Raw genomic sequence first — 18,682 nt, forward strand, 5'->3', positions numbered from 1 at the left:
ACTGTCTCAAACCCCGCTCTACTGGAAAGCCCGCCGCATGGCCATTAGAACTCGTGGTAACCGGCATGACCGGCATGTGGCATCGTCCTGAAACAAAGTTGATCCACATCAAGGGAATAGGCCACGATCCGTGGTCGTTAGGAACAGGTCAGGGGCGTGGCATTTTGACCAAAAAGGTCCGGTGGACGACTATTAGGGCAATGATTATGATCCCGCGCAAAATTGGGAAGTCGACATGAACTACCAGCGGTTCTTCGAAGAAGCGATCGACCAGCTCCATGCAGAGCGTCGCTATCGCGTCTTCGCCGACCTTGAGCGCATCGCGGGCAAGTTTCCGCGCGCCATATGGCGTTCCAATGGCCGTGCCGAGGAAATCACCGTCTGGTGCTCCAACGACTATCTCGGCATGGGCCAGCATCCCGATGTCATCGCCGCGTTCCAGAATGCGGCCGGCAAGATGGGTTCGGGCGCCGGCGGCACCCGCAACATTTCGGGTACCAGCAACCCGCTGGTCGAGCTTGAACTGGAGCTTGCCGACCTGCACGGCAAGGAAGCGGCACTGGTCTTCACCTCCGGCTTCGTTTCCAACGAAGCCTCGATCTCGACCATCGCCCGGCTTTTGCCCAATTGCCTGATCATCTCGGACGAGTTGAACCATGCCTCGATGATAGAAGGCGTGCGGCGCTCGGGCGCCGAAAAGAAGATCTTCCGCCACAATGACGTCGCGCATCTGGAAAGCCTGCTGCAGGCGGCGGGTCGCGAACGCGCCAAGCTGATCGTCTTCGAAAGCGTCTATTCGATGGACGGCGACATCGCGCCGATCAGGCAGATCGTCGAGCTCGCCGAGCGCTACAATGCCATGACCTATATCGACGAGGTCCATGCTGTCGGCATGTACGGACCGCGCGGCGGCGGCATTACCGAGCGCGAGGGCATCGCCGACCGGATCGACATCATCGAAGGGACGCTTGCCAAGGCATTCGGCACGCTGGGCGGCTATATCACCGGCACCAGTGCGGTGATCGACGCGGTGCGTTCGTACGCGCCGGGCTTCATCTTCACCACGGCGCTGCCGCCGGCGATCGCCGCGGCGGCCACGACCTCGATCCGCCATTTGAAGCGCTCCCAGGCCGAGCGCGACGCCCAGCAGCAGCAGGCGAGCCGGACCAAGCAGATCCTGTCGGCGGCCGGCTTGCCGGTGATGGAATCGCCAACCCATATCGTGCCGCTCCTGGTGGGTGACCCCGAGCTTTGCAAGATGGCCAGCGACCGCCTGCTCGGCGTGCACGGCATCTACATCCAGCCGATCAACTACCCGACGGTGCCGCGCGGCACGGAGCGGCTGCGCATCACGCCGACGCCGTTCCATTCGGACACGCTGATCGCGGGACTGCAGGACGCGCTGGTCGAGACATGGGATGCGCTTGGCATTCCCTATGGCTCCGCCGGCCGGCCCGCAGTGGCCAAGAGCGATCGGATTGTTCCGCTTCTGGTGACCAAGTCGGGCGGCTGAGCCCGTTTTGAAACTCCGGCGGCCACATGGCTCGCCGGAGAGACTTTCAATCCCGATTCCGTCAGATCAAACAGTCTTCATCCATTTCGCCAGCCGGTGCGAAGCTTCCTCGATCTGATCGAGGCGGCGGTGGAAGCACAGCCTGAGGAAGGCTTCGCCGCCGGGACCAAAGGCGGTGCCGGGCGCCAGGCCGACATTGGCCTTGTCGACGATGTCGAAGGCAGCCGTGCGGGAATCGGTGATGCCGTCGACGGTGAAGAACAGATAGAAGGCGCCCTGCGGCACGGTAAACCGGGCGCGGCCGGTGGCGCCAAGAATGCCACAGACCAGATCGCGTGCCTCCCTAGCCCGCTCCACCTGTTCAGTGACGAAAGCATCGCCCTCGTCGAGCGCGGCAACGGCGCCGCGCTGCATGAACTGGGCGACGCCGGAGTTCGAATATTGGATCAGGTTCTCGAACACCTGCTGCAGGCTCGGATGCGTCTTGATCCAGCCAACGCGCCAGCCGGTCATCGACCAGTTCTTGGAAAAGGAGTTGACGAACAGGATGCGGTCTTCCGCCGTCGCGATGTCGAGGAAGGACGGCGCCCGGCCATGGCCATAGTGGAACAGCGAATAGATCTCGTCGGCAATGATCCAGACGTTCTTGGCGCGCGCGAGATCGAGGATCCCCTGCAAGGTCTCATGATCGGCGGTCCAGCCGGTCGGGTTCGACGGCGTGTTGATGAACAGCGCCTTGGTACGCGGCGTGATCGCCGCCGCGATCTTCTCGACATCGCAGGACCAGCCATTGCCGGAATGGTCGAGCGTGACCGCCACCGGAACGGCGCCCGACAGGGCAGCGGCGGCATCGAAATTCGGCCAGGCTGGCGACAGATAGATCACCTCGTCGCCCGAGCCGGCGAGAGCGGTCAGCGACATCTGGATGGCATGCATGCCTGATCCGGTGACGATGAATTGTTCCTCGGGGAACGTCTTGCCGAAATGCCTGGCGTAGTAGCGTGACAGCGCCTGCCTGAGATCGGGAATACCCCGCTGCCAGGTGTAGAATGTTTCGCCGCCGGCCAACGCCTTCGACGCGGCATCGGTGATGAAGGCGGGTGTCGGCAGATCACCCTCGCCGGCCCAAAGCGGGATCAGACCCTCACGCAGGCGGCCGTAGTTGACGACAGCGACAATGCCGCTTTCAGGTGCGGCACGGGCTTCGGCGCGAAAGCTGTCGATCAGGCTCATGGACAAATCCGTTTTTGATTTAGGGTAGCCGCTCTTTACCAGATGCTTGAACAGAAAACCCCGGCCGCGAACGGCCGGGGTTTTGGTCCAGCAATACCTGGCTGAATTACCGCTTTGCGAGCAGATCGCGGATTTCGGTGAGCAGCGCTACATCGGCAGGCGGCGGCGCTGCGGGGGCCGCAGGCTTCTCGCGCTCGAGCCTCTTGCGCAGATTGTTCACGGCCTTGACCATCAGGAAGATGATGAAGGCGAGGATGATGAAGTTCAGGACCGCGGTGATGAAGCTGCCGTAGGCGAGCACGGCGCCGTGCGCCTTGGCATCAGCCAGCGTCGCGGCTTTGTTGTCCAAGGACAGAGGCAGGAAATAATTGTTGAAATCCAGTCCGCCGAAAATCGCACCGACGATCGGCATGATGACGTCGTCGACCAGCGACTTGACGATAGTGCCAAAGGAAGCGCCGATGATGACGCCGACCGCAAGGTCCATCACATTGCCTTTGGAAATGAATTCCTGGAATTCTTTCAGCATTCGACCCTCCTTGTCATGGCCGGCCGTGCTGCCGCTCCGTCCTTGCGGCATCGACCTGAAGGCAACATAACAAAAACCTGCGGTTGCAACATCGGCAAAAAGGAGAAAACAACTGCTTTCTCCTTCCGTTACGGCAACTTGACCTTTCTCCTGAATCTTACACCTGCGGTCATGCTGCCAAAGCCGCAATGGACTCCAGCGCCAAGCTGTGATTGCGTCCGGACAAGCCGGATGGAAAGACGGCAAAGGAGGAAATGCCAGGCGTGCAGGGCTTGTTCATCGTCATCATTGCGATCGCCTATGTGACGCTGCTGTTCGCCATCGCCAGCCTGGGCGACCGCCGTTCGGCCATTTCAGGGCCGGGCCGGGCACGACCGTTCATCTATGCGCTCAGTCTGGCCATCTACTGCACCTCGTGGACCTTTTTCGGCTCGGTCGGTCTCTCGTCCGAACGCGGCCTCGAATTCCTCGGCATCTATACCGGCCCGGTGCTGGTGTTCGTGTTCGGTTTTCCGCTGCTCAACCGCATCGTGCGGCTGGCCAAGACCGAGAAGATCACCTCGATTGCCGACTTCCTCGGTGCGCGCTACGGCAAAAGCTTCACCGTCGCCGCGATCGCCACGCTGATCGCCACGATCGGGGCAGTGCCCTATATCGCGCTGCAACTGAAGGCGATCTCGGGTTCGGTCAGCCTGATGGTCGAGCATTATACAGGATCGCCTCCCTCCTTCGATCCGTTCGTCAGCGACATCTCGCTGGTCGTCGCCATGCTGCTGGCGCTGTTTGCCGTGCTGTTCGGCACCCGCCATGCCGACGCCACCGAACACCAGGACGGGCTGGTGCTGGCGGTGGCGGTCGAGACGGTGGTCAAGCTCGCCGCCTTCCTGGCGATCGGCCTGATGGTCACCTTCCTGATCTTCGGCGGTCCGGGCGACATGTTCGCAAAGCTGGCGCAGAATGGGCAGGTGCGGCAGGCGATGGGCTACAACACTTCGCTTGCCACCTGGCTGGTGCTGACGGGCCTCAGCGGCTGTGCCATCATCATGCTGCCGCGGCAGTTCTACGTCACCATCGTCGAGAATCGCGGCGAAGCCGAGTTGCGCACCGCGACCTGGGTGTTTCCGCTCTACCTGGTGGCGATCAACCTGTTCGTGCTGCCGATCGCCTTCGCCGGCCTATCGCTGGTCGGCACCGGGACCAGCAGCGATCTCTATGTGCTGTCGCTGCCCCTGTTCAGCGGCCATGATTTTTTGGCTATGGCCGCCTTCATCGGCGGGCTGTCGGCGGCAACAGCCATGGTGATCGTCGAAAGCGTGGCGCTGTCGATCATGATCTCCAACGACCTCGTCATTCCGCTGTTCGTGCGTCGCCTGCTCAAGACCTCGACCTCCGAGAACGAGGACTGGTCGACGCTGATCCTTAATGTGCGGCGCGGGGCGATCTTCATCCTGTTGTTCATCGCCTTCCTCTACTACCGCGAGAGTACCAACTCAGCGCGCCTTTCATCGATCGGCCTGATGTCGTTCGCGGCCATCGCCCAATTCGCGCCGGCGCTGGTCGGCGGGCTGATCTGGCGCGGCGCCAACGGCCGGGGCGCCGCACTCGGTATGGTCGCCGGCATCATCGTCTGGGGCTACACGCTGCTTCTTCCGTCGCTTGTCGCGCCCGACATCGACATCGTCGTGCATGGGCTGTTCGGCTTCGAGGCGCTGCGGCCGCAGGCGTTGTTCGGCACGGTGGCCGAACCGCTGAACCACGGCGTGTTGTGGAGCCTGTCGATCAACACGCTGTTTTTCGCCCTTGGCTCGCTGTCACGCGCGTCGGTGCCGCTGGAGCGCATCCAGGCTTCGATCTTCGTGCCCAGGGATGCGGGCCCGATGCCGAGCCTGCGCCGCTTCCGCACCGCCATCACCGTCAACGACCTCAAGGACACCATCGGGCGCTACCTGGGCGTCGAGCGCACCGAGCGCTCCTTCCAGTCGTTCGAGAAGACCAACGGCACCTCGCTGCACGGCAAGGAGCAGGCGAGCATGGATGTCATCCGCTTTTCCGAGCAGCTTTTGGCCAGCGCCGTCGGCTCCTCCTCGGCAAGGCTGATCCTGTCGCTGCTGTTTCGCCGCCATGACCGTGAATCCCGCGATGCCTTCCGTCTGCTCGACGACGCCACCGAGGCGCTGCAGCACAATCGCGACCTCTTGCAGATCGCGCTCGACCAGATGGAGCAAGGCATCACCGTCTTCGACCGCGATTTCCGCCTGATCTGCTGGAACCGCCAATACCGGGCGCTGTTCGACCTGCCCGACGAGATGGGCCAGGTCGGTGTCTCGCTCGACCAGATCCTGCGCCATCTCGCCGAGCGCGGTGACATCCCCGCCGACCAGCGCGTGGCGATGCTCAACCGGCTGACCAGCTTCGTCAGCCCCTGGCAGATGGAGCTGAAGACCAGCGGCCGCATCCTGGAGCTGCGCTCCAATCCGATGCCGGATGGCGGCATCGTTGCCACCTATGCCGACATTTCCGGACGCGTCGAACAGGATCTCGCGCTGAAACGCGCCAATGAATCGCTGGAGCAGAGGGTCAAGACGCGCACCATCGAGTTGACCCGGGTCAATGAGGAGCTGGCGCAGGCGCAGATGCTGGCCGAAGAGGCCAATCTCGGCAAGACTCGCTTCCTCGCCTCCGCCGGCCACGACATCCTGCAGCCGCTGAACGCCGCCCGGCTCTACTGCTCCTCGCTGATCGAGAAGGCCGGCAAGGGCCCGGCCGGCAAGGCCGCGGTTAACATCGAATCCTCGCTGGAATCGGTCGAGACCATCCTCGGCGCCGTGCTCGACATCTCGCGCCTCGATGCCGGCGCGATGAAGCCGGACGATACCGCCTTCAACCTCGACGGATTGCTGCGCCAGATCGGCAATGATTTTCGGCCGATGGCGGCGGAGAAGAAGCTCGGCCTGACGATCATGCCGTCGTCGCTGACAGTGATGACCGACCGCAATCTGTTGCGCCGCCTGATCCAGAACCTCGTTTCCAACGCCATCAAATACACGCGGCACGGCCGCATCCTGGTCGGCGTTCGGCGGCGCGGGGAACTGGCGGAAATCCAGGTGATCGACACCGGCATCGGTATTGCCGGCGACAAGCTGAACACCGTCTTCCATGAGTTCACCCGGCTCGACGAAGGCGCGCGCGAAGCCGAAGGCCTCGGTCTCGGCCTCTCGATCGTCGACCGCATCGCCAGGGTGCTGCGCCTGGAGATCCGTATTTTCTCCAATCCGGGCAAGGGTACGCGCTTTTCCGTCATCCTGCCCGTCGCGGCGGTACAGGAGCCGCGACGCGAGGTCGAAACCAAGGCTCCTGCCCGGGCCGCGGCTTCGCTGGCCGGGCTCAATGTGCTCTGCATCGACAACGACGCCCGCATCCTCGAAGGCATGCGGCTGTTGCTCGAAGGCTGGGGATGCAAGGTCGACACGGTGTCCGGCTCAAGGGATCTGGAGCGGGCCGTGATACAGCGCCCCGATATCGTGCTTGCTGACTACCATCTCGACGGCGAAACCGGTCTCGACATCATCGCCCGGCTGCGTGCCATCCATGGCGACCACCTGCCGGCCGTGCTGGTCACCGCCGACCGCTCCAACGAGGTGCGAGCGGCGGCAGGCGGGCTTGAGATTCCGGTGATCAACAAGCCGCTGAAGCCGGCGGTGCTGCGCTCAATGATGGCCAGGGTCCGGCCGCTGGTATCGGCCGCAGAATAAGGTCGCCAAGACCCAGGCCCTGCTCTTGGCTCAGCGATTTCCAAGGCTTTCAAGGTAAGCGCAGAACATATCGGCCATCGCGTCGGCAAAGGTTTCGATCTCGGCTGGTGTTCGCGGACTTCCCGAAAAATCCTTTCCCACCGCGCTAAGCGTGGTTGTGATCAGATCGCCCGCCAGGGCACGGACGGCTTCCGAAGCTTCGGGCAGCGCCTGCCGCAGGAATATCTGAACGGTGCGCTCTCCCGAGGCCCTCGCCTGATGCGCCTCGGGTGCGTCGCGATAGAGAGGGGCGGCGTCGTTGAGTGCCACCCGCACGGCAGCCTCTTCGCACGCGCGTGGTGGTGAAACGCTGCGCGCCTTCGCTCGCCAAAACCTGAACAGCAGCCTCCAAAATCGCCGCAACAAGGCCCGTGGCGCGGGCCTGTTTTGGCTGTTTTCTCGTGGAAATCGAAGGGTTTGAGCGTTCCGCCATGTCTCGGCTCGGCAATGCGAATTGGAAACCTGAAGGATTATTCGTATTTTTCAGCACAACACAAGAACGCAGCCCTTTCCGATCGGAGACTTTCATGACGACGCTGACCAACGCCCCGCTGGCGCCCCTGCTGGCCCGTCTGTTCAAGGAAGCTAATGCCGCGACCAGTCCTGCAGTGGCCGAGCTCTAGCACGAAGGGCGGGCACGCCTGCTCAACAGCAAGACCGAATATGTCGATTTCTACGGACGGCTGAAGGATCTCTGGCTCGCGATCTCGCCGGAGACCGGCACTCTGCTCTACATGCTGCCGCGCAGCAGCGGCGCGCGCATCATCATCGAGTTCGGCACCTCGTTCGGCATCTCGACGCTCTATCTTGCCGCAGCGCTCAGGGACAATGGCGGCGGCCGCCTGATCACCACCGAGTTCGAGCCGTCCAAGGTGATGCGGGCCAAGGCCAATTTGACCGAGGGCGGCCTCATCGACCTGGTCGAGGTTCGCGAGGGTGACGCGCTGCAGACGCTGAGCGCCGACCTGCCGGAGACGATCGACCTGTTGCTGCTCGACGGTGCCAAGGCGATCTACCCGGAGATCCTCAGCCTGGTCGAGGGTCGCTTGAGGCCAGGCGCGCTGGTCATCGCCGACAATGCTGATTTCTCGCCCGAATATCTGGAACGGGTGCGCTCGCCGGCATCGGGTTACATCTCCACGCCGTTCGGCGAGGACGTCGAACTGTCCGTGCGGCTCGGCTGAACGGTCTCATAGCCGCATAAGGTTCAACCACGCGGCTCAAACCACCATGTCGCCAGAGCATGATGCCGAAAAGTGTGAAGCGGTTTTCGGACGACATCATGCTCTATCCCTTTGATCTAGAGGCGGATTCAGATTGCAGGTCGATTCGACCTGCAATCATCCTACTCTGGGGCGGCCGTAGGCGTTTACGTCAACCAACGCGCAATCTCTGGGCCTTCTACGAAAATCGGGCCTCCATGCGCAGGTGACGTCATGATCAACACGCTTTTTTCCTCCTGGCGGGCCGCCCCGCGCCCGGCTCTGCTGGGGCTTCTGCTCTTCTTCTGTGCGGGTTTCGCCGATGGCGCACTCGTGCCTTTCTTTCCGCTCTGGGCGAGCAGCGAGGCGAACATCCCTGTCGGCGCGATCGGCCTGCTGTTCGGCTGTTATGCCGGCGGCGAACTCCTGGCGGCGCCGCTGATCGGCGGCATCGCCGACCGGGTCGGCCGGCGGCCGGTGCTGATCGCCTCGTCGCTCGGCGTCGGTGCCGGCTTCCTGGCCCTGTTCTTCGTGCACGGCGTTGTTGTTACCGCGATCGTGCTGCTTTTGACCGGCATGTGCGAGTCGGTGCTTCATCCGACGATCCTGACCGTCATCGGCGATGTGACGGCGCCATCCACCCATCCCCGCTGGTTCAGCATGGCGCATGTGAGTTCGAGTGCGGGGCAGATCCTCGGACCGGCCTGCGGCGCCCTGCTGGCGCTGCTGTCGCTGCGCAGCGTGTTTCTCGCCGGCGGAACGATGCTTGTGCTGGGCGGGATCGTGATGCTTTTCGTCCTGAACGAGACTATTGGGATCGGCCGCGCCACCGGCGACGATCGCCACGGCGGCGAGGCCGATGAAGAGGAGGCGGAAGGCTTGTCCGCGCTGCTGCCGGCGTTCCGCGACGGCCGGTTGGCCAAGCTCCTGCTCTGGGTCGTGCTGTTCGAGGTCGCCGGCAACTGGATCGAGGCGGTGATCCCGCTCTATGCGCATGACGCCGGAACGCTGACAGCTTCAGGCGTTGGCGTCCTGTTCGCCTACGCCGCCGCCTTGATGGTCGGCCTGCAGATGCTGGTCAGCCGGATGGTCGAGGCGCGGTCGGCCCTGTGGCTGACGGTCGGTGCCGGCCTGGCTACGATACTCGCCTTTGCGCTGCTGGCCGCCTCGCCGGCGATGTTGGCGCTCATCGGCGCCGTCAGCCTGTGCTCGATCGCCCAGATGCTGGTCGGGCCGCTGGTGCCGACCGCCGTCAACGCGCTGGCGCCTCCGGCACGACGCGCCTCCTACATGGCGGCGTCATCGGTGGCGGTCGACCTCAAGGACTCGCTTGGGCCCTCAATCGGCACCGCGCTTTACGCGCTGGCACCGCGCCTGCCCTGGATCGCCGGCATTCCGCTGGTGGCGATCGCATCGCTGGGCCTCGGTGCCGCGATCGGCCGAGCGCGGCGACCTGCAAGCGAAACCCGACAGGATCGGAGTGCCGAAGCAATCGAGACGGAAGAGCCATCTCAGCGTGGGTTGCCAAATCCGGCAGCTGAATAGAGGTGAGCGCCAGGGTTCCGGCACTCAGTGCGCTGGCTGTAGCGGGTCGCTGCCGATCTTGGACAAGAGGATCACCGCCTGGGTGCGGCTATCGACGCCAAGCTTCTGCAGGATGGCCGAAACATGCGCCTTGATCGTCGCCTCGGAGACGCCGAGTTCATAGGCGATCTGCTTGTTGAGCAGGCCTTCTGCCAGCATGCCGAGCACGCGGGTCTGCTGTGGCGTTAGGGCGCGCAGCCGCTTGATCAGGTCCGATATTTCGGGATCGCGTTCGACGCCGAGGTCAACGCCGATGGGTGCAGCGATATCGCCAGCAAGCACCGACTGCACGGCGTTGCGGATCTCCTCCATGCTGGCCGATTTGGAGATGAAGCCGGACGCGCCGAGATCGAGCGCGCGCCTGATAGTCGCCGGATCGTCATGCGCGGAAACCACGACCAGCGGCACCGCCGGATGGATGCCGCGCAGCGAGATCAGGCCGGAGAGGCCGCTGGCGCCCGGCATCGACAGGTCGAGCAGCACCAGATCGACATCTTCGTTGGCCACGACCAGCGCCTTGGCGGTATCGAAATCGCCGGCCTCGTGGATGACGGCGACATTGCCGATGCCGGCAAGCGCCTCGCGCAGCGCGCCGCGAAACAGCGGGTGATCGTCGGCGATGACGAAAGTATAGCCTGACGGCAAATTTTCCTCCCGAATCCCCGATTTACTGCTTTTTGCGGGATCAGTCGGACGATTATGAGGGGCCGCGCGCTGTTTTCAAGCGGCAAAACCAGCGCGCCGCGTTTTCCCTACCTTTGCCAGCTCAGGTCTTCTGCGAGTTGAGCTTGGCGCCGTCGCCATTGTCCTTGTCCATATCCTTGACGATGCCTATGAAGCCCTTCAGGAAGCGTTCCATGTAGCTCATCGTCTTGTCGAAATCCTCCTCGCTCGGCAGTTTCGATTCGAGGCGGGCGGAGAGCGAATTCTCGAGCTTGGTGACGCGCTCGTCCATTGCTTTCATCGAGGTCTGCAGCCGGTCGATTTCGTCCTGGTAAGCGGCGCGTTCGTCGGCCGCCATCTTGCAGACGAGTTGGCCGGAGCGTTCCTCGCAGATCGACATCGCACCGGTCTGCGTATCCAGGCGGACATAGCCATTGGCGGATTTTTCCAGCCGGTAGCGGTCGGTTTCTTCCGAATAGGCTGACGCCGCGACCAGCGAAACCAGTGCGGCGGGGATCAAGATGTGTTGCAGACGCATATTGTCCTCCATGGCCAAGGCCTGAAATATCGCATGTTTGCGCCGGAAATGGGAAAGACCCTTGGCATGGCCTTCCCCGCACGACTGGTTCGGAACCTTTTTGACGCAATTCCGGACGGAAAACCGTTTCACACTTTTCCTGGAATTGCTCTATAGCGCACCCATGTCTCAGTTTATCTACAAGATAACCCCGCAAGCGCTTTGGCGCGAGGCCGAAGCCAATGGCCGCTTCACCGGTGCGCCGATCGACATCGCCGACGGCTTCATCCATTTCTCGACGGCGGCGCAGGCCAGGGAAACGGCGGCAAAACATTTTGCCGGCCAGAGCGACCTCCTGCTGGTCGCTATCGACGGCGCCAGCCTGGGGCCTGCCCTGAAATACGAGGTTTCACGCGGCGGCGCGCTGTTTCCGCATCTTTACGGCGTGCTGGAGTTGAAAGACGTAGTGTGGGTCAAGTCGTTGCCGCTTGGCGCCGACGGCGTACACCAGTTCCCGGCGCTGGAGGGGCAATGAGCGTGCTCGACCGGCTTGGCCAAAAACTGCTGTTCACATTTGATCCGGAAACCGCGCACGGCATGTCGATCGCGGCGCTGCGCTGCGGCCTGCCGGTCGGCGCGCGGACGGTGCGTGACGTCAGATTGAACGTCAGCCTTTGCGGGATCGATTTCCCCAACCCGCTCGGCATGGCGGCCGGCTACGACAAGAATGCCGAGGTGCCCGACGCGCTGCTTGGTCTTGGCTTCGGCTTTGCCGAGGTCGGTACGGTCACGCCGCTGCCGCAGGCCGGCAATCCGAAGCCGCGCATCTTCCGGCTGACGGCGGACGAGGCGGTGATCAACCGGCTGGGCTTCAACAATGAAGGCCACGCGGCGGCCGAAAAACGCCTTGCCGCCCGCAAGGGGCGCCCTGGTATTGTCGGCGTCAACATCGGCGCCAACAAGGACAGCTCCGACCGCGTCAGCGACTATGAGCGCGGCGTTACCCGTTTTGCTGCTTATGCAAGCTACCTGACCGTGAACATCTCCTCGCCCAACACGCCCGGCCTGCGCAACATGCAGGCGCGCGAGCAGCTCGGCGAACTCCTGTCCCGGGTCATGGCCGCACGCGCCGCGGCAACCGCCCAGCCGCCGGTCTTCCTGAAAATCGCGCCAGATCTGGTCGAGGCCGAGCTGGAGGACATCGCCGCCGAGGTCGTTGAAAAACGGATCGAGGGTGTCATCGTCTCCAACACCACCATCTCGCGGCCGGCATTGCGCAGCACTGGCACCGCCGGCGAGACCGGCGGGCTTTCGGGAAAACCGCTGTTCGAACGCTCGACCATCGTGCTGGCCAAGATGCGCAAGCTGCTTGGTCCGGATATGGCTGTCATCGGCGTCGGCGGAGTCGATTCCGCCGAGACCGCGCTGGAGAAGATCCGTGCGGGTGCCGATCTCGTCCAGCTCTACACCAGCATGATCTATGCCGGACCGGCGCTGCCGGGCCGCATCGTCGCCGGGATGGCTCGCTTTTGCGAGACGGAACGGTTGAAGTCCATTCGCGCGTTGCGCGACAGCCGTCTTGACCAGTGGGCGTCGAAGCCGCTCAGCTGAACGCCGTGCGCATCCGCAGCCGCAGAATCGCCAGCAGGCTGAAGCCGCGCGCCAGCAGGAACACGTGCAGCGCCGCCCACAGGCCGTGATTGCCGAAGGCCGGCGCAAGCGTCAGTAGCGCGAAGGCGAAGACCAGGAACGACAGCAGCATCATGTTGCGCATGTCGCGCGACCAGGTCGCGCCGATGAAGACACCATCCATCTGGAACGCCAGCACGCCACTCAACGCGGTGAATGCCGCCCAGGGCAAATAGATGTCGGCGACCAAGCGCACCTCCTGCGAGGTCGTGACGACGGCGACCAGATTGGCACCGGCCACGAGCAGCACCAGCGTTGCGGCGCCCGCCAGTCCAAATCCCCAGAACAGGGTCAGCCGCACCGCCTGACGGAAGGGATGCTCGGCGCGTGCGCCGACGGCCCGGCCGACAAGCTGCTCGGCGGCAGTGGCAAAACCATCGAGGAAATAGCCGGCGACAAGGAAGAAATTCATCAGGACCGCATTGGCGGCCAGCGTCACGGTGCCGAACTGTGCGCCCTCGCGCGTGAACAGCGCGAAGGCGGCGAGCAGCGAGAAGGAACGGATCATAATGTCGCGGTTAAGCGAAAGCATGTGCAGGAAGGCTGATATGTCGAGTAGCCGATGGCGTGGCAAGGCTGGCGTTGCGCGGAAGCGACGGATTACGATAGCCAGGCCAAGCAGCATGGCTAGGAACTCGCCAGTGACGGTCGCCCAGGCGACGCCGGCAACGCCCCAGCCGAGCTTCAGGCCAAGCAGGAAGCAGAGCGCGATGTTGATGCCGTTGAGCACCAGCTGCAGCACGAGGCCGAGCCCGCCCTCGCCGCGCCCAAGGACATAGCCGAGGATGGCATAGTTGATCAGCGAGAAGGGTGCGGCAAGCAGCCTGATCTTGATGTAGATGCCCATCGCCTCGCTGACGCGCGGTCCGGCGTCCATGAACCACTCGCCACCGACGGCGATCAGTGGCGAAAGCGCCGCCAGCACGACGCCGGCGACAATGGCAATGAGCACGGCGCGCCAGAACACGGCCTGCTCCTCAAGCGCATCGCCACGCCCGAAAGCCTGGGCGACGAGACCGGTGGTGCCAGAGCGCAAGAAATTGAAGCTGGCGAAGACGACGTCAAAGATCAACGCACCCGCCGCCAGGCCGCCGAGCAAGGCGGCGTCGCCAAACTGGCCGATCACAGCCGTGTCGACCAGGCCAAGCATCGGCGTCGTCAGATAGGCGAGCGTCATCGGCACCGCTATGGCGAGCACGGAACGGTTGGTGACGACAAAAGATCTGGCGTCGGCTGGGGTTGCACCCTTGTCCAAGGGATTGCTGCCTTGCTGATTGCTGCTTGATCGAGGAGCCGATGTGCCCCATTTTCCGGCCACCGCGCAATCATTCTTCCCGTGACGGCCAACCGAAATCCCGGTCTGGCGCGAAGCCGCCGGATCCTGTTCATGCCCCTGCAGATCGTCCACCACCCCGACTACGACGCCGGCTTCGCCACCAACCATCGCTTCCCGATGAGCAAGTATCCGCTGCTGATGGAGGCCTTGCGCGCACGCGGCCTGGCCGGAGCCGATGCGCTCAACACAGCTGAACCGGCGCCGGCTTCATGGCTGAAGCTTGCCCATACGGCCGATTATGTCGATCAGGTCCTCGGCTGTTCGGTACCAGAAAAGATCGAACGCGAGATCGGCTTTCCGGTCGGCCCACGCGTTTCGCTGCGCGCACAGCTTGCGGCCGGCGGCACGCTGCTGGCGGCGCGGCTGGCCTTACGACACGGCATTGCCTGCAACACCGCCGGTGGCAGCCATCATGCGCGGCGCGCGCAAGGTGCCGGCTTCTGCACCTTCAACGATGTCGCTGTCGCCTCGCTGGTGCTGCTCGAAGAGGGTGCGGCGCAAAACATCCTGGTCGTCGATCTCGACGTGCACCAGGGCGACGGCACCGCGGACATCCTCGCCGGTGATCAGCGCGTGTTCACCTTCTCCATGCACGGCGACCGCAACTACCCCGTGCGCAAGATCGCTTCCGATCTCGACATTGCATTGCCCGACGGCACGGGCGACGCCGCCTATCTCGAGAGGCTCGCGGCCATCCTGCCGGACCTATCCGCCAAAGCGCGCTGGGATATCATCTTCTACAATGCCGGCGTCGACGTCCATGCGCAGGACCGGCTCGGCAGGCTGGCGCTTTCCAATGACGGGCTGCATGGCCGCGATACGATGGTGATCGATCATTTCCGCGCGATCGGCATTCCCGTCTGCGGCGTCATCGGCGGCGGGTATTCCACTGACGTGCCCGCCCTTGCCGCGCGCCACGCCATCCTGTTCGAGGTCGCCTCGAACTACGCCTGAGAGATCACTTTCGGTAGTTGGCAAGTCTCAGCAGGATGAAGGCGGGGACAACGATCGCGGCACCAAGCAGGATATAGCCGAGGAAACGGTCGATGGCGTGGAAGCCCAGGTTCCAAAGGTCCATGAAGAATTTCTGGATCGCGTAGAACACATCCCACGGCGACCAGCCGAAGGCATGCATGACGAGGCCGACGAGGAACGACACCACCAGCAGCTTCAGGATTACCCTGAGCGGCGAGTCGCCGAGAAAGCGTGTCAGTGCGGACAAGGCCTGTCTCCAGATTCAGGTGCCCAGACTCAAGGGCACGGCCCAGAGATACGTGCTTGGTGGCGATCCATCAAGCCAAGCGGTTCCAGGCACGCGGCACGGTGCGTCGATCCAGCGGTTGCAGCTACATCCCGGCAGCCTGGGGAAGTCCGCAATGCTCCAGCATCTGGCCGATCGGCGAACTCGCCGGAATCGCGCGGCCCTTCACCCACCGGCTGAGCGCATGATCGAACAAATGGATGCACAGGGTGCGCGGCGTTCCGATATCGGCAAGCGAGAGATGCGGATCGACCAGCAAGGCGACCTGATGATGGCTGACCGGGTAGAAGACGTCGATCGGCGCGGCGTGATGAAGCGTACCTGCCTCGCGGGCAAAGTAGGTGATTGCCTCCGGACCCAGCTTGCCCCAGCCGTAGTTGGAGATATGGATCGGCAGGCCGATCAATTTGCGGAGCCTGTGACGCCGCACCTTTGAGCGGTTGAGCCACGGCAAGATGTAATAGGGATCCTCTGTGATCTTCAGCATCTCGGACAGTGTTTTGCTGCCAGCAGGCAATTTCAGCACGGCGCCATTAAGCTCGTCGCTCGTCTGGTAGCCGAAAATATAGTCCTGCTTCGGGATTGGCCTGATGCAAAAGACGTCGCAGTCGACATACAGGCCCAACCCGGCCTCCAGGATCTTCAAGCGGTAAAGATTGGAAAAGAGCGACGGGCTTCCATTCGACTTGTAGTAGACGATCCTGTCCCTCGACATCAGTTTCGAGGCATCGACGGTTTCCACACCGGGCGGAACATTGCGTGGGATGTCATAGCAATGGAGAACCATCCGGTGCCCCGCCAGCACGAAGGAACGCAGGCAGGCTGCATGAAGATCATCCAGGGACGCGCCGATCCACACGGCGTTGACAACGGGCTCGATTGGATCGTCCGGCCGTGCCTCTGGATGTTCCGGGCCCATGCTGATCACCGGCGCTCGATGCTCCTGATCTCGGCAGTCAGATCGCGGATGATCCTGGCGGGCGATCTCAATTCGCGCATCGCGGCCCTGTAGCCCGCCGCCCGTTCCTCAAGGGCTGGCATTGCCTGGAAAACATCCCTGGCAAGGTCGAACCCGCGCGCGGTGTAGGGCTGAAAATACCGCCCCGCGGTCGCCTTCAACGAGTTTGCGGGCACGCCAACCGGCACACAGCCGGCATAGGCGCATTCGACATATTTCATCAGCTCGACATTATGGAGCGTCCCGCAGAGGAAGAAGTGGGTGAACTGCGAGGCAAGGCCGACGAAGCGCGCATGCGTGATGTCGTGACGCGGCGGTTTTCCATCCTCCGGATATCCGGGATGCTTGAGGTCGAAGAGGAACGGTCGCAACCAGGGAAACCGGGAACGCTTGCGACGCAAAGCATAGCGCACCGGATACAGGGTTTTGGAATTGCTGCCCGACAGGAAGATCTTGCGGCGGCGGCCAGCCAGGCGGACCTCAACCTCTCGCGAGGAATCGTAGGGATAGGGCAAGTGGACGACGCGAGAGACTTTCAGCGTCCTCACGAAGGCCAGGAAGGGTCCCTCGGGATCGTAGGTCGTGGCATAGTGGACGCCGGGATGGTCGGCGCAATCGAAGATGAACCTGACACAGGGATTGGCCGTCTCCGGCATGTCCGGATCGCTGATCCGGAAGAAGAGCAGCGGCCTACGGCTGGCGGGAACCGCCAGATGCTTTTTGAGCACCTCGACATCGCCGGGTTCGAGACGATTGTCGACGATAGCGACCTCGCAATCGCCTTGGCCGATCTGACTGATCGGCCGGGCCTCCCACGACAACGGCCTGGCGAACGCTGGGCCGACACCGGGATAGATCGCCTTGTCATAAGGATGCGTGTCGGAATGGAAATAGATGACCCGCAAAAGCAAATTCCCCCGAATTGCCCTGGGCACAGCAAACTGAAACCTCCAACCGAAGGTCAATTACCCGCGGATTCTGTACGCTGCCGCGCGAGAGCCGGGCAACTGGAGATGCCGTATATCTCGAACAAGTGATCGAGGCCGTGGGCTTCCGAAAGTCCGGATTTGTTAAATATAGGTAAACAAGATTGTTTTAATTTATTGAAAATAAAGCACAAAATCGTCATTTTCGAATTTCGCGCAATGTGCGTGCAATTTTCACCTGCGAGACATCAGGCGTCTTTCAGGTGACTGGTTGCGCGGCGCCCTGACCCCCTACCCGCAACTGGCGAACGCCAGTCAGGACAGTGCAGCCATCCCTGAAAGACACCGAAACGGAGCCCGGCCGCCCCAACGGCAGGCTCCCGGAAATTAACCTGCGTACCGATTTGCCGGATGCGCGTTTGTGTTGGAGTAATGCTCGTGTCCTCTCAAGCAAAGATCGTCCTGACGGCGGCTACCCTAGCCATGTGCCTTCTCGGGCCGGCGATGGCCGCCGACCTTTCACCGACGTACAATGATCCCCCCGCCTTCCAGTGGAGCGGCGCCTATGTCGGCGTCCATGGCGGCACGGCGTTCACGAAGATGCCCAATCCGTTCGCCGACCGAAACGGTTTCAGCGGCGGCGTTCAGGCCGGCTACAACCAGCAGATGGGCCCTGCCGTTCTCGGTGCCGAGATCGAGGGCTCGTATCTGGGCGGCGCCGAACACGATGTCCGCGGCGGCAAGATCAAGGAAAAATGGCGCGGGGCCGCCAAGGCCAAGGCAGGCGTGAGCTTCGACCAGACGCTGCTGTTTGGAACCGGCGGTGTTGCGCTGACCAAGTTCGACAAGGGTGACAACGTCAGCAGCACCGACGGATGGAAGGTCGGCTATCTCCTCGGCGCCGGCATCGAACAGGGCTTTGCCGGCGGGCTGTCGGCCAAGGTCGAGTACGACTATGTCCGCACCCCCGGCGTCGAGACGACATCGGCGCTTGGCACATCCAAGACGACGATCGGCAGCCATGAATTGAAGGCCGGCATCAACTACCGGTTCTAACGGACGAGCTGAATTGCGCGATGCCCTCCGGCTTCGCGCAATCCAGCGTTTCGGTATGCGCCGGTGCCAGAGACGGCTGGCCTTTTTCCGCAGCCGGCCCCGTTTGCGCGCTTCGTTGCAATGTCGATGCAATCTTCGCGATCTAGGGTCAGGACCTATTAAAGTTCTTGCGGAGACAGCAAACGGCTGATTCATTGGCGGTGCGAGGAGGCGCTGCAATGAGTGATTTGATCTGGCTGTCGGAGGCGCAGATGCGCCGGATCGAGCGGCATTTCCCGCTGTCTCACGGAGTGCCCAGGGTCGATGATCGGCGGATCGTCAGTGGCATCATCTTCGTGATCAGGAACGGCCTTCGGTGGCGCGACGCGCCCAGCGAGTATGGTCCCCACAAGACGATCTACAACCGCTTCATCCGCTGGAGCCG

Annotated in this window: 16 protein-coding genes and 2 pseudogenes; 9 read left to right on the forward strand and 9 right to left on the reverse strand. The window is 62.9% G+C overall.

Annotation, left to right across the window (positions count from 1 at the left end; all coding sequences use genetic code 11):
• Positions 1-235 precede the first annotated feature (235 nt).
• Positions 236-1,513, forward strand: coding sequence for a 5-aminolevulinate synthase (gene hemA, locus A3A9_RS0131720; protein WP_027062213.1), 1,278 nt, complete (start codon positions 236-238; stop codon positions 1,511-1,513).
• A 66-nt stretch (positions 1,514-1,579) separates the two neighbouring features.
• On the opposite strand, the gene A3A9_RS0131725 is transcribed toward hemA, so the two are convergent.
• Together A3A9_RS0131725 and mscL are read right to left on the reverse strand one after the other, a co-directional pair.
• Positions 1,580-2,746 (reverse strand): pyridoxal phosphate-dependent aminotransferase, encoded by a 1,167-nt coding sequence (locus A3A9_RS0131725; RefSeq protein WP_027062214.1) that lies wholly within the window; start codon positions 2,744-2,746, stop codon positions 1,580-1,582.
• Between the two features lie 106 nt (positions 2,747-2,852).
• Positions 2,853-3,275, reverse strand: a complete 423-nt coding sequence (mscL, locus tag A3A9_RS0131730; protein ID WP_027033086.1) for a large conductance mechanosensitive channel protein MscL — start codon at positions 3,273-3,275, stop codon at positions 2,853-2,855.
• Positions 3,276-3,538: 263 nt separating this feature from the next.
• Between mscL and A3A9_RS0131735 the strand changes: the two genes are divergently transcribed.
• On the forward strand, positions 3,539-7,027 hold the full coding sequence (locus A3A9_RS0131735; protein WP_027062215.1) for a PAS domain-containing hybrid sensor histidine kinase/response regulator: 3,489 nt from the start codon (positions 3,539-3,541) through the stop codon (positions 7,025-7,027).
• A gap of 30 nt (positions 7,028-7,057) precedes the next feature.
• Here A3A9_RS0131735 and A3A9_RS41405 read toward each other — a convergent pair.
• Positions 7,058-7,499: pseudogene (locus A3A9_RS41405) on the reverse strand (hypothetical protein).
• Positions 7,500-7,593: 94 nt separating this feature from the next.
• Between A3A9_RS41405 and A3A9_RS41410 the strand changes: the two are divergent.
• Together A3A9_RS41410 and A3A9_RS39915 are read left to right on the forward strand one after the other, a co-directional pair.
• Positions 7,594-8,250 (forward strand): annotated as a pseudogene (locus A3A9_RS41410) (O-methyltransferase).
• Positions 8,251-8,502: 252 nt separating this feature from the next.
• Positions 8,503-9,813: an MDR family MFS transporter gene (locus tag A3A9_RS39915; protein ID WP_245279168.1), complete on the forward strand. Its 1,311-nt coding sequence runs from the start codon at positions 8,503-8,505 to the stop codon at positions 9,811-9,813.
• A 24-nt stretch (positions 9,814-9,837) separates the two neighbouring features.
• On the opposite strand, the gene A3A9_RS0131755 is transcribed toward A3A9_RS39915, so the two are convergent.
• Positions 9,838-10,497, reverse strand: a complete 660-nt coding sequence (locus A3A9_RS0131755; protein ID WP_027062216.1) for a response regulator — start codon at positions 10,495-10,497, stop codon at positions 9,838-9,840.
• A 121-nt stretch (positions 10,498-10,618) separates the two neighbouring features.
• The gene (locus A3A9_RS0131760; protein WP_027062217.1) at positions 10,619-11,053 is read right to left on the reverse strand and encodes a hypothetical protein; all 435 of its coding nucleotides are present in this window, start codon (positions 11,051-11,053) and stop codon (positions 10,619-10,621) included.
• A 163-nt stretch (positions 11,054-11,216) separates the two neighbouring features.
• Between A3A9_RS0131760 and A3A9_RS0131765 the strand changes: the two genes are divergently transcribed.
• A complete protein-coding gene (locus A3A9_RS0131765) occupies positions 11,217-11,567 on the forward strand; it encodes a DUF952 domain-containing protein (protein ID WP_027062218.1) in 351 nt (116 codons plus the stop codon).
• Positions 11,564-12,643 (forward strand): quinone-dependent dihydroorotate dehydrogenase, encoded by a 1,080-nt coding sequence (locus A3A9_RS0131770; protein WP_027062219.1) that lies wholly within the window; start codon positions 11,564-11,566, stop codon positions 12,641-12,643. Before A3A9_RS0131765 ends, A3A9_RS0131770 begins: the two co-directional genes overlap by 4 nt.
• Here A3A9_RS0131770 and A3A9_RS0131775 read toward each other — a convergent pair.
• On the reverse strand, positions 12,636-13,976 hold the full coding sequence (locus A3A9_RS0131775; protein ID WP_027062220.1) for an MATE family efflux transporter: 1,341 nt from the start codon (positions 13,974-13,976) through the stop codon (positions 12,636-12,638). The two genes, A3A9_RS0131770 and A3A9_RS0131775, sit on opposite strands and share 8 nt — an antisense overlap.
• 132 nt (positions 13,977-14,108) lie before the next feature.
• Here A3A9_RS0131775 and A3A9_RS0131780 point away from each other — a divergent pair, with 132 nt between their 5' ends.
• Positions 14,109-15,011 carry a histone deacetylase family protein gene (locus A3A9_RS0131780; RefSeq protein ID WP_027062221.1) on the forward strand — a complete coding sequence of 301 codons (903 nt, stop codon included), beginning with the start codon at positions 14,109-14,111 and terminating at the stop codon, positions 15,009-15,011.
• 4 nt (positions 15,012-15,015) lie between these two features.
• Here A3A9_RS0131780 and A3A9_RS0131785 read toward each other — a convergent pair whose 3' ends face one another.
• The 3 genes from A3A9_RS0131785 to A3A9_RS0131795 form a co-directional block, all read right to left on the reverse strand.
• Positions 15,016-15,279, reverse strand: coding sequence for a DUF6460 domain-containing protein (locus A3A9_RS0131785; protein ID WP_027033076.1), 264 nt, complete (start codon positions 15,277-15,279; stop codon positions 15,016-15,018).
• Positions 15,280-15,403: 124 nt separating this feature from the next.
• Positions 15,404-16,246, reverse strand: a complete 843-nt coding sequence (locus tag A3A9_RS39920) for a hypothetical protein (protein ID WP_051371322.1) — start codon at positions 16,244-16,246, stop codon at positions 15,404-15,406.
• A complete protein-coding gene (locus A3A9_RS0131795) occupies positions 16,243-17,181 on the reverse strand; it encodes a hypothetical protein (RefSeq protein ID WP_027062222.1) in 939 nt (312 codons plus the stop codon). Before A3A9_RS0131795 ends, A3A9_RS39920 begins: the two co-directional genes overlap by 4 nt.
• A 459-nt stretch (positions 17,182-17,640) precedes the next feature.
• Between A3A9_RS0131795 and A3A9_RS0131800 the strand changes: the two genes are divergently transcribed.
• A complete protein-coding gene (locus A3A9_RS0131800) occupies positions 17,641-18,258 on the forward strand; it encodes an outer membrane protein (RefSeq protein ID WP_027062223.1) in 618 nt (205 codons plus the stop codon).
• Between the two features lie 218 nt (positions 18,259-18,476).
• On the forward strand, positions 18,477-18,682 hold a 206-nt coding region (locus A3A9_RS0131805; RefSeq protein WP_027061622.1), incomplete at its 3' end, for a transposase.

Source organism: Mesorhizobium loti CJ3sym, assembly GCF_000472785.1.
Lineage (GTDB): Bacteria > Pseudomonadota > Alphaproteobacteria > Rhizobiales > Rhizobiaceae > Mesorhizobium > Mesorhizobium loti_E.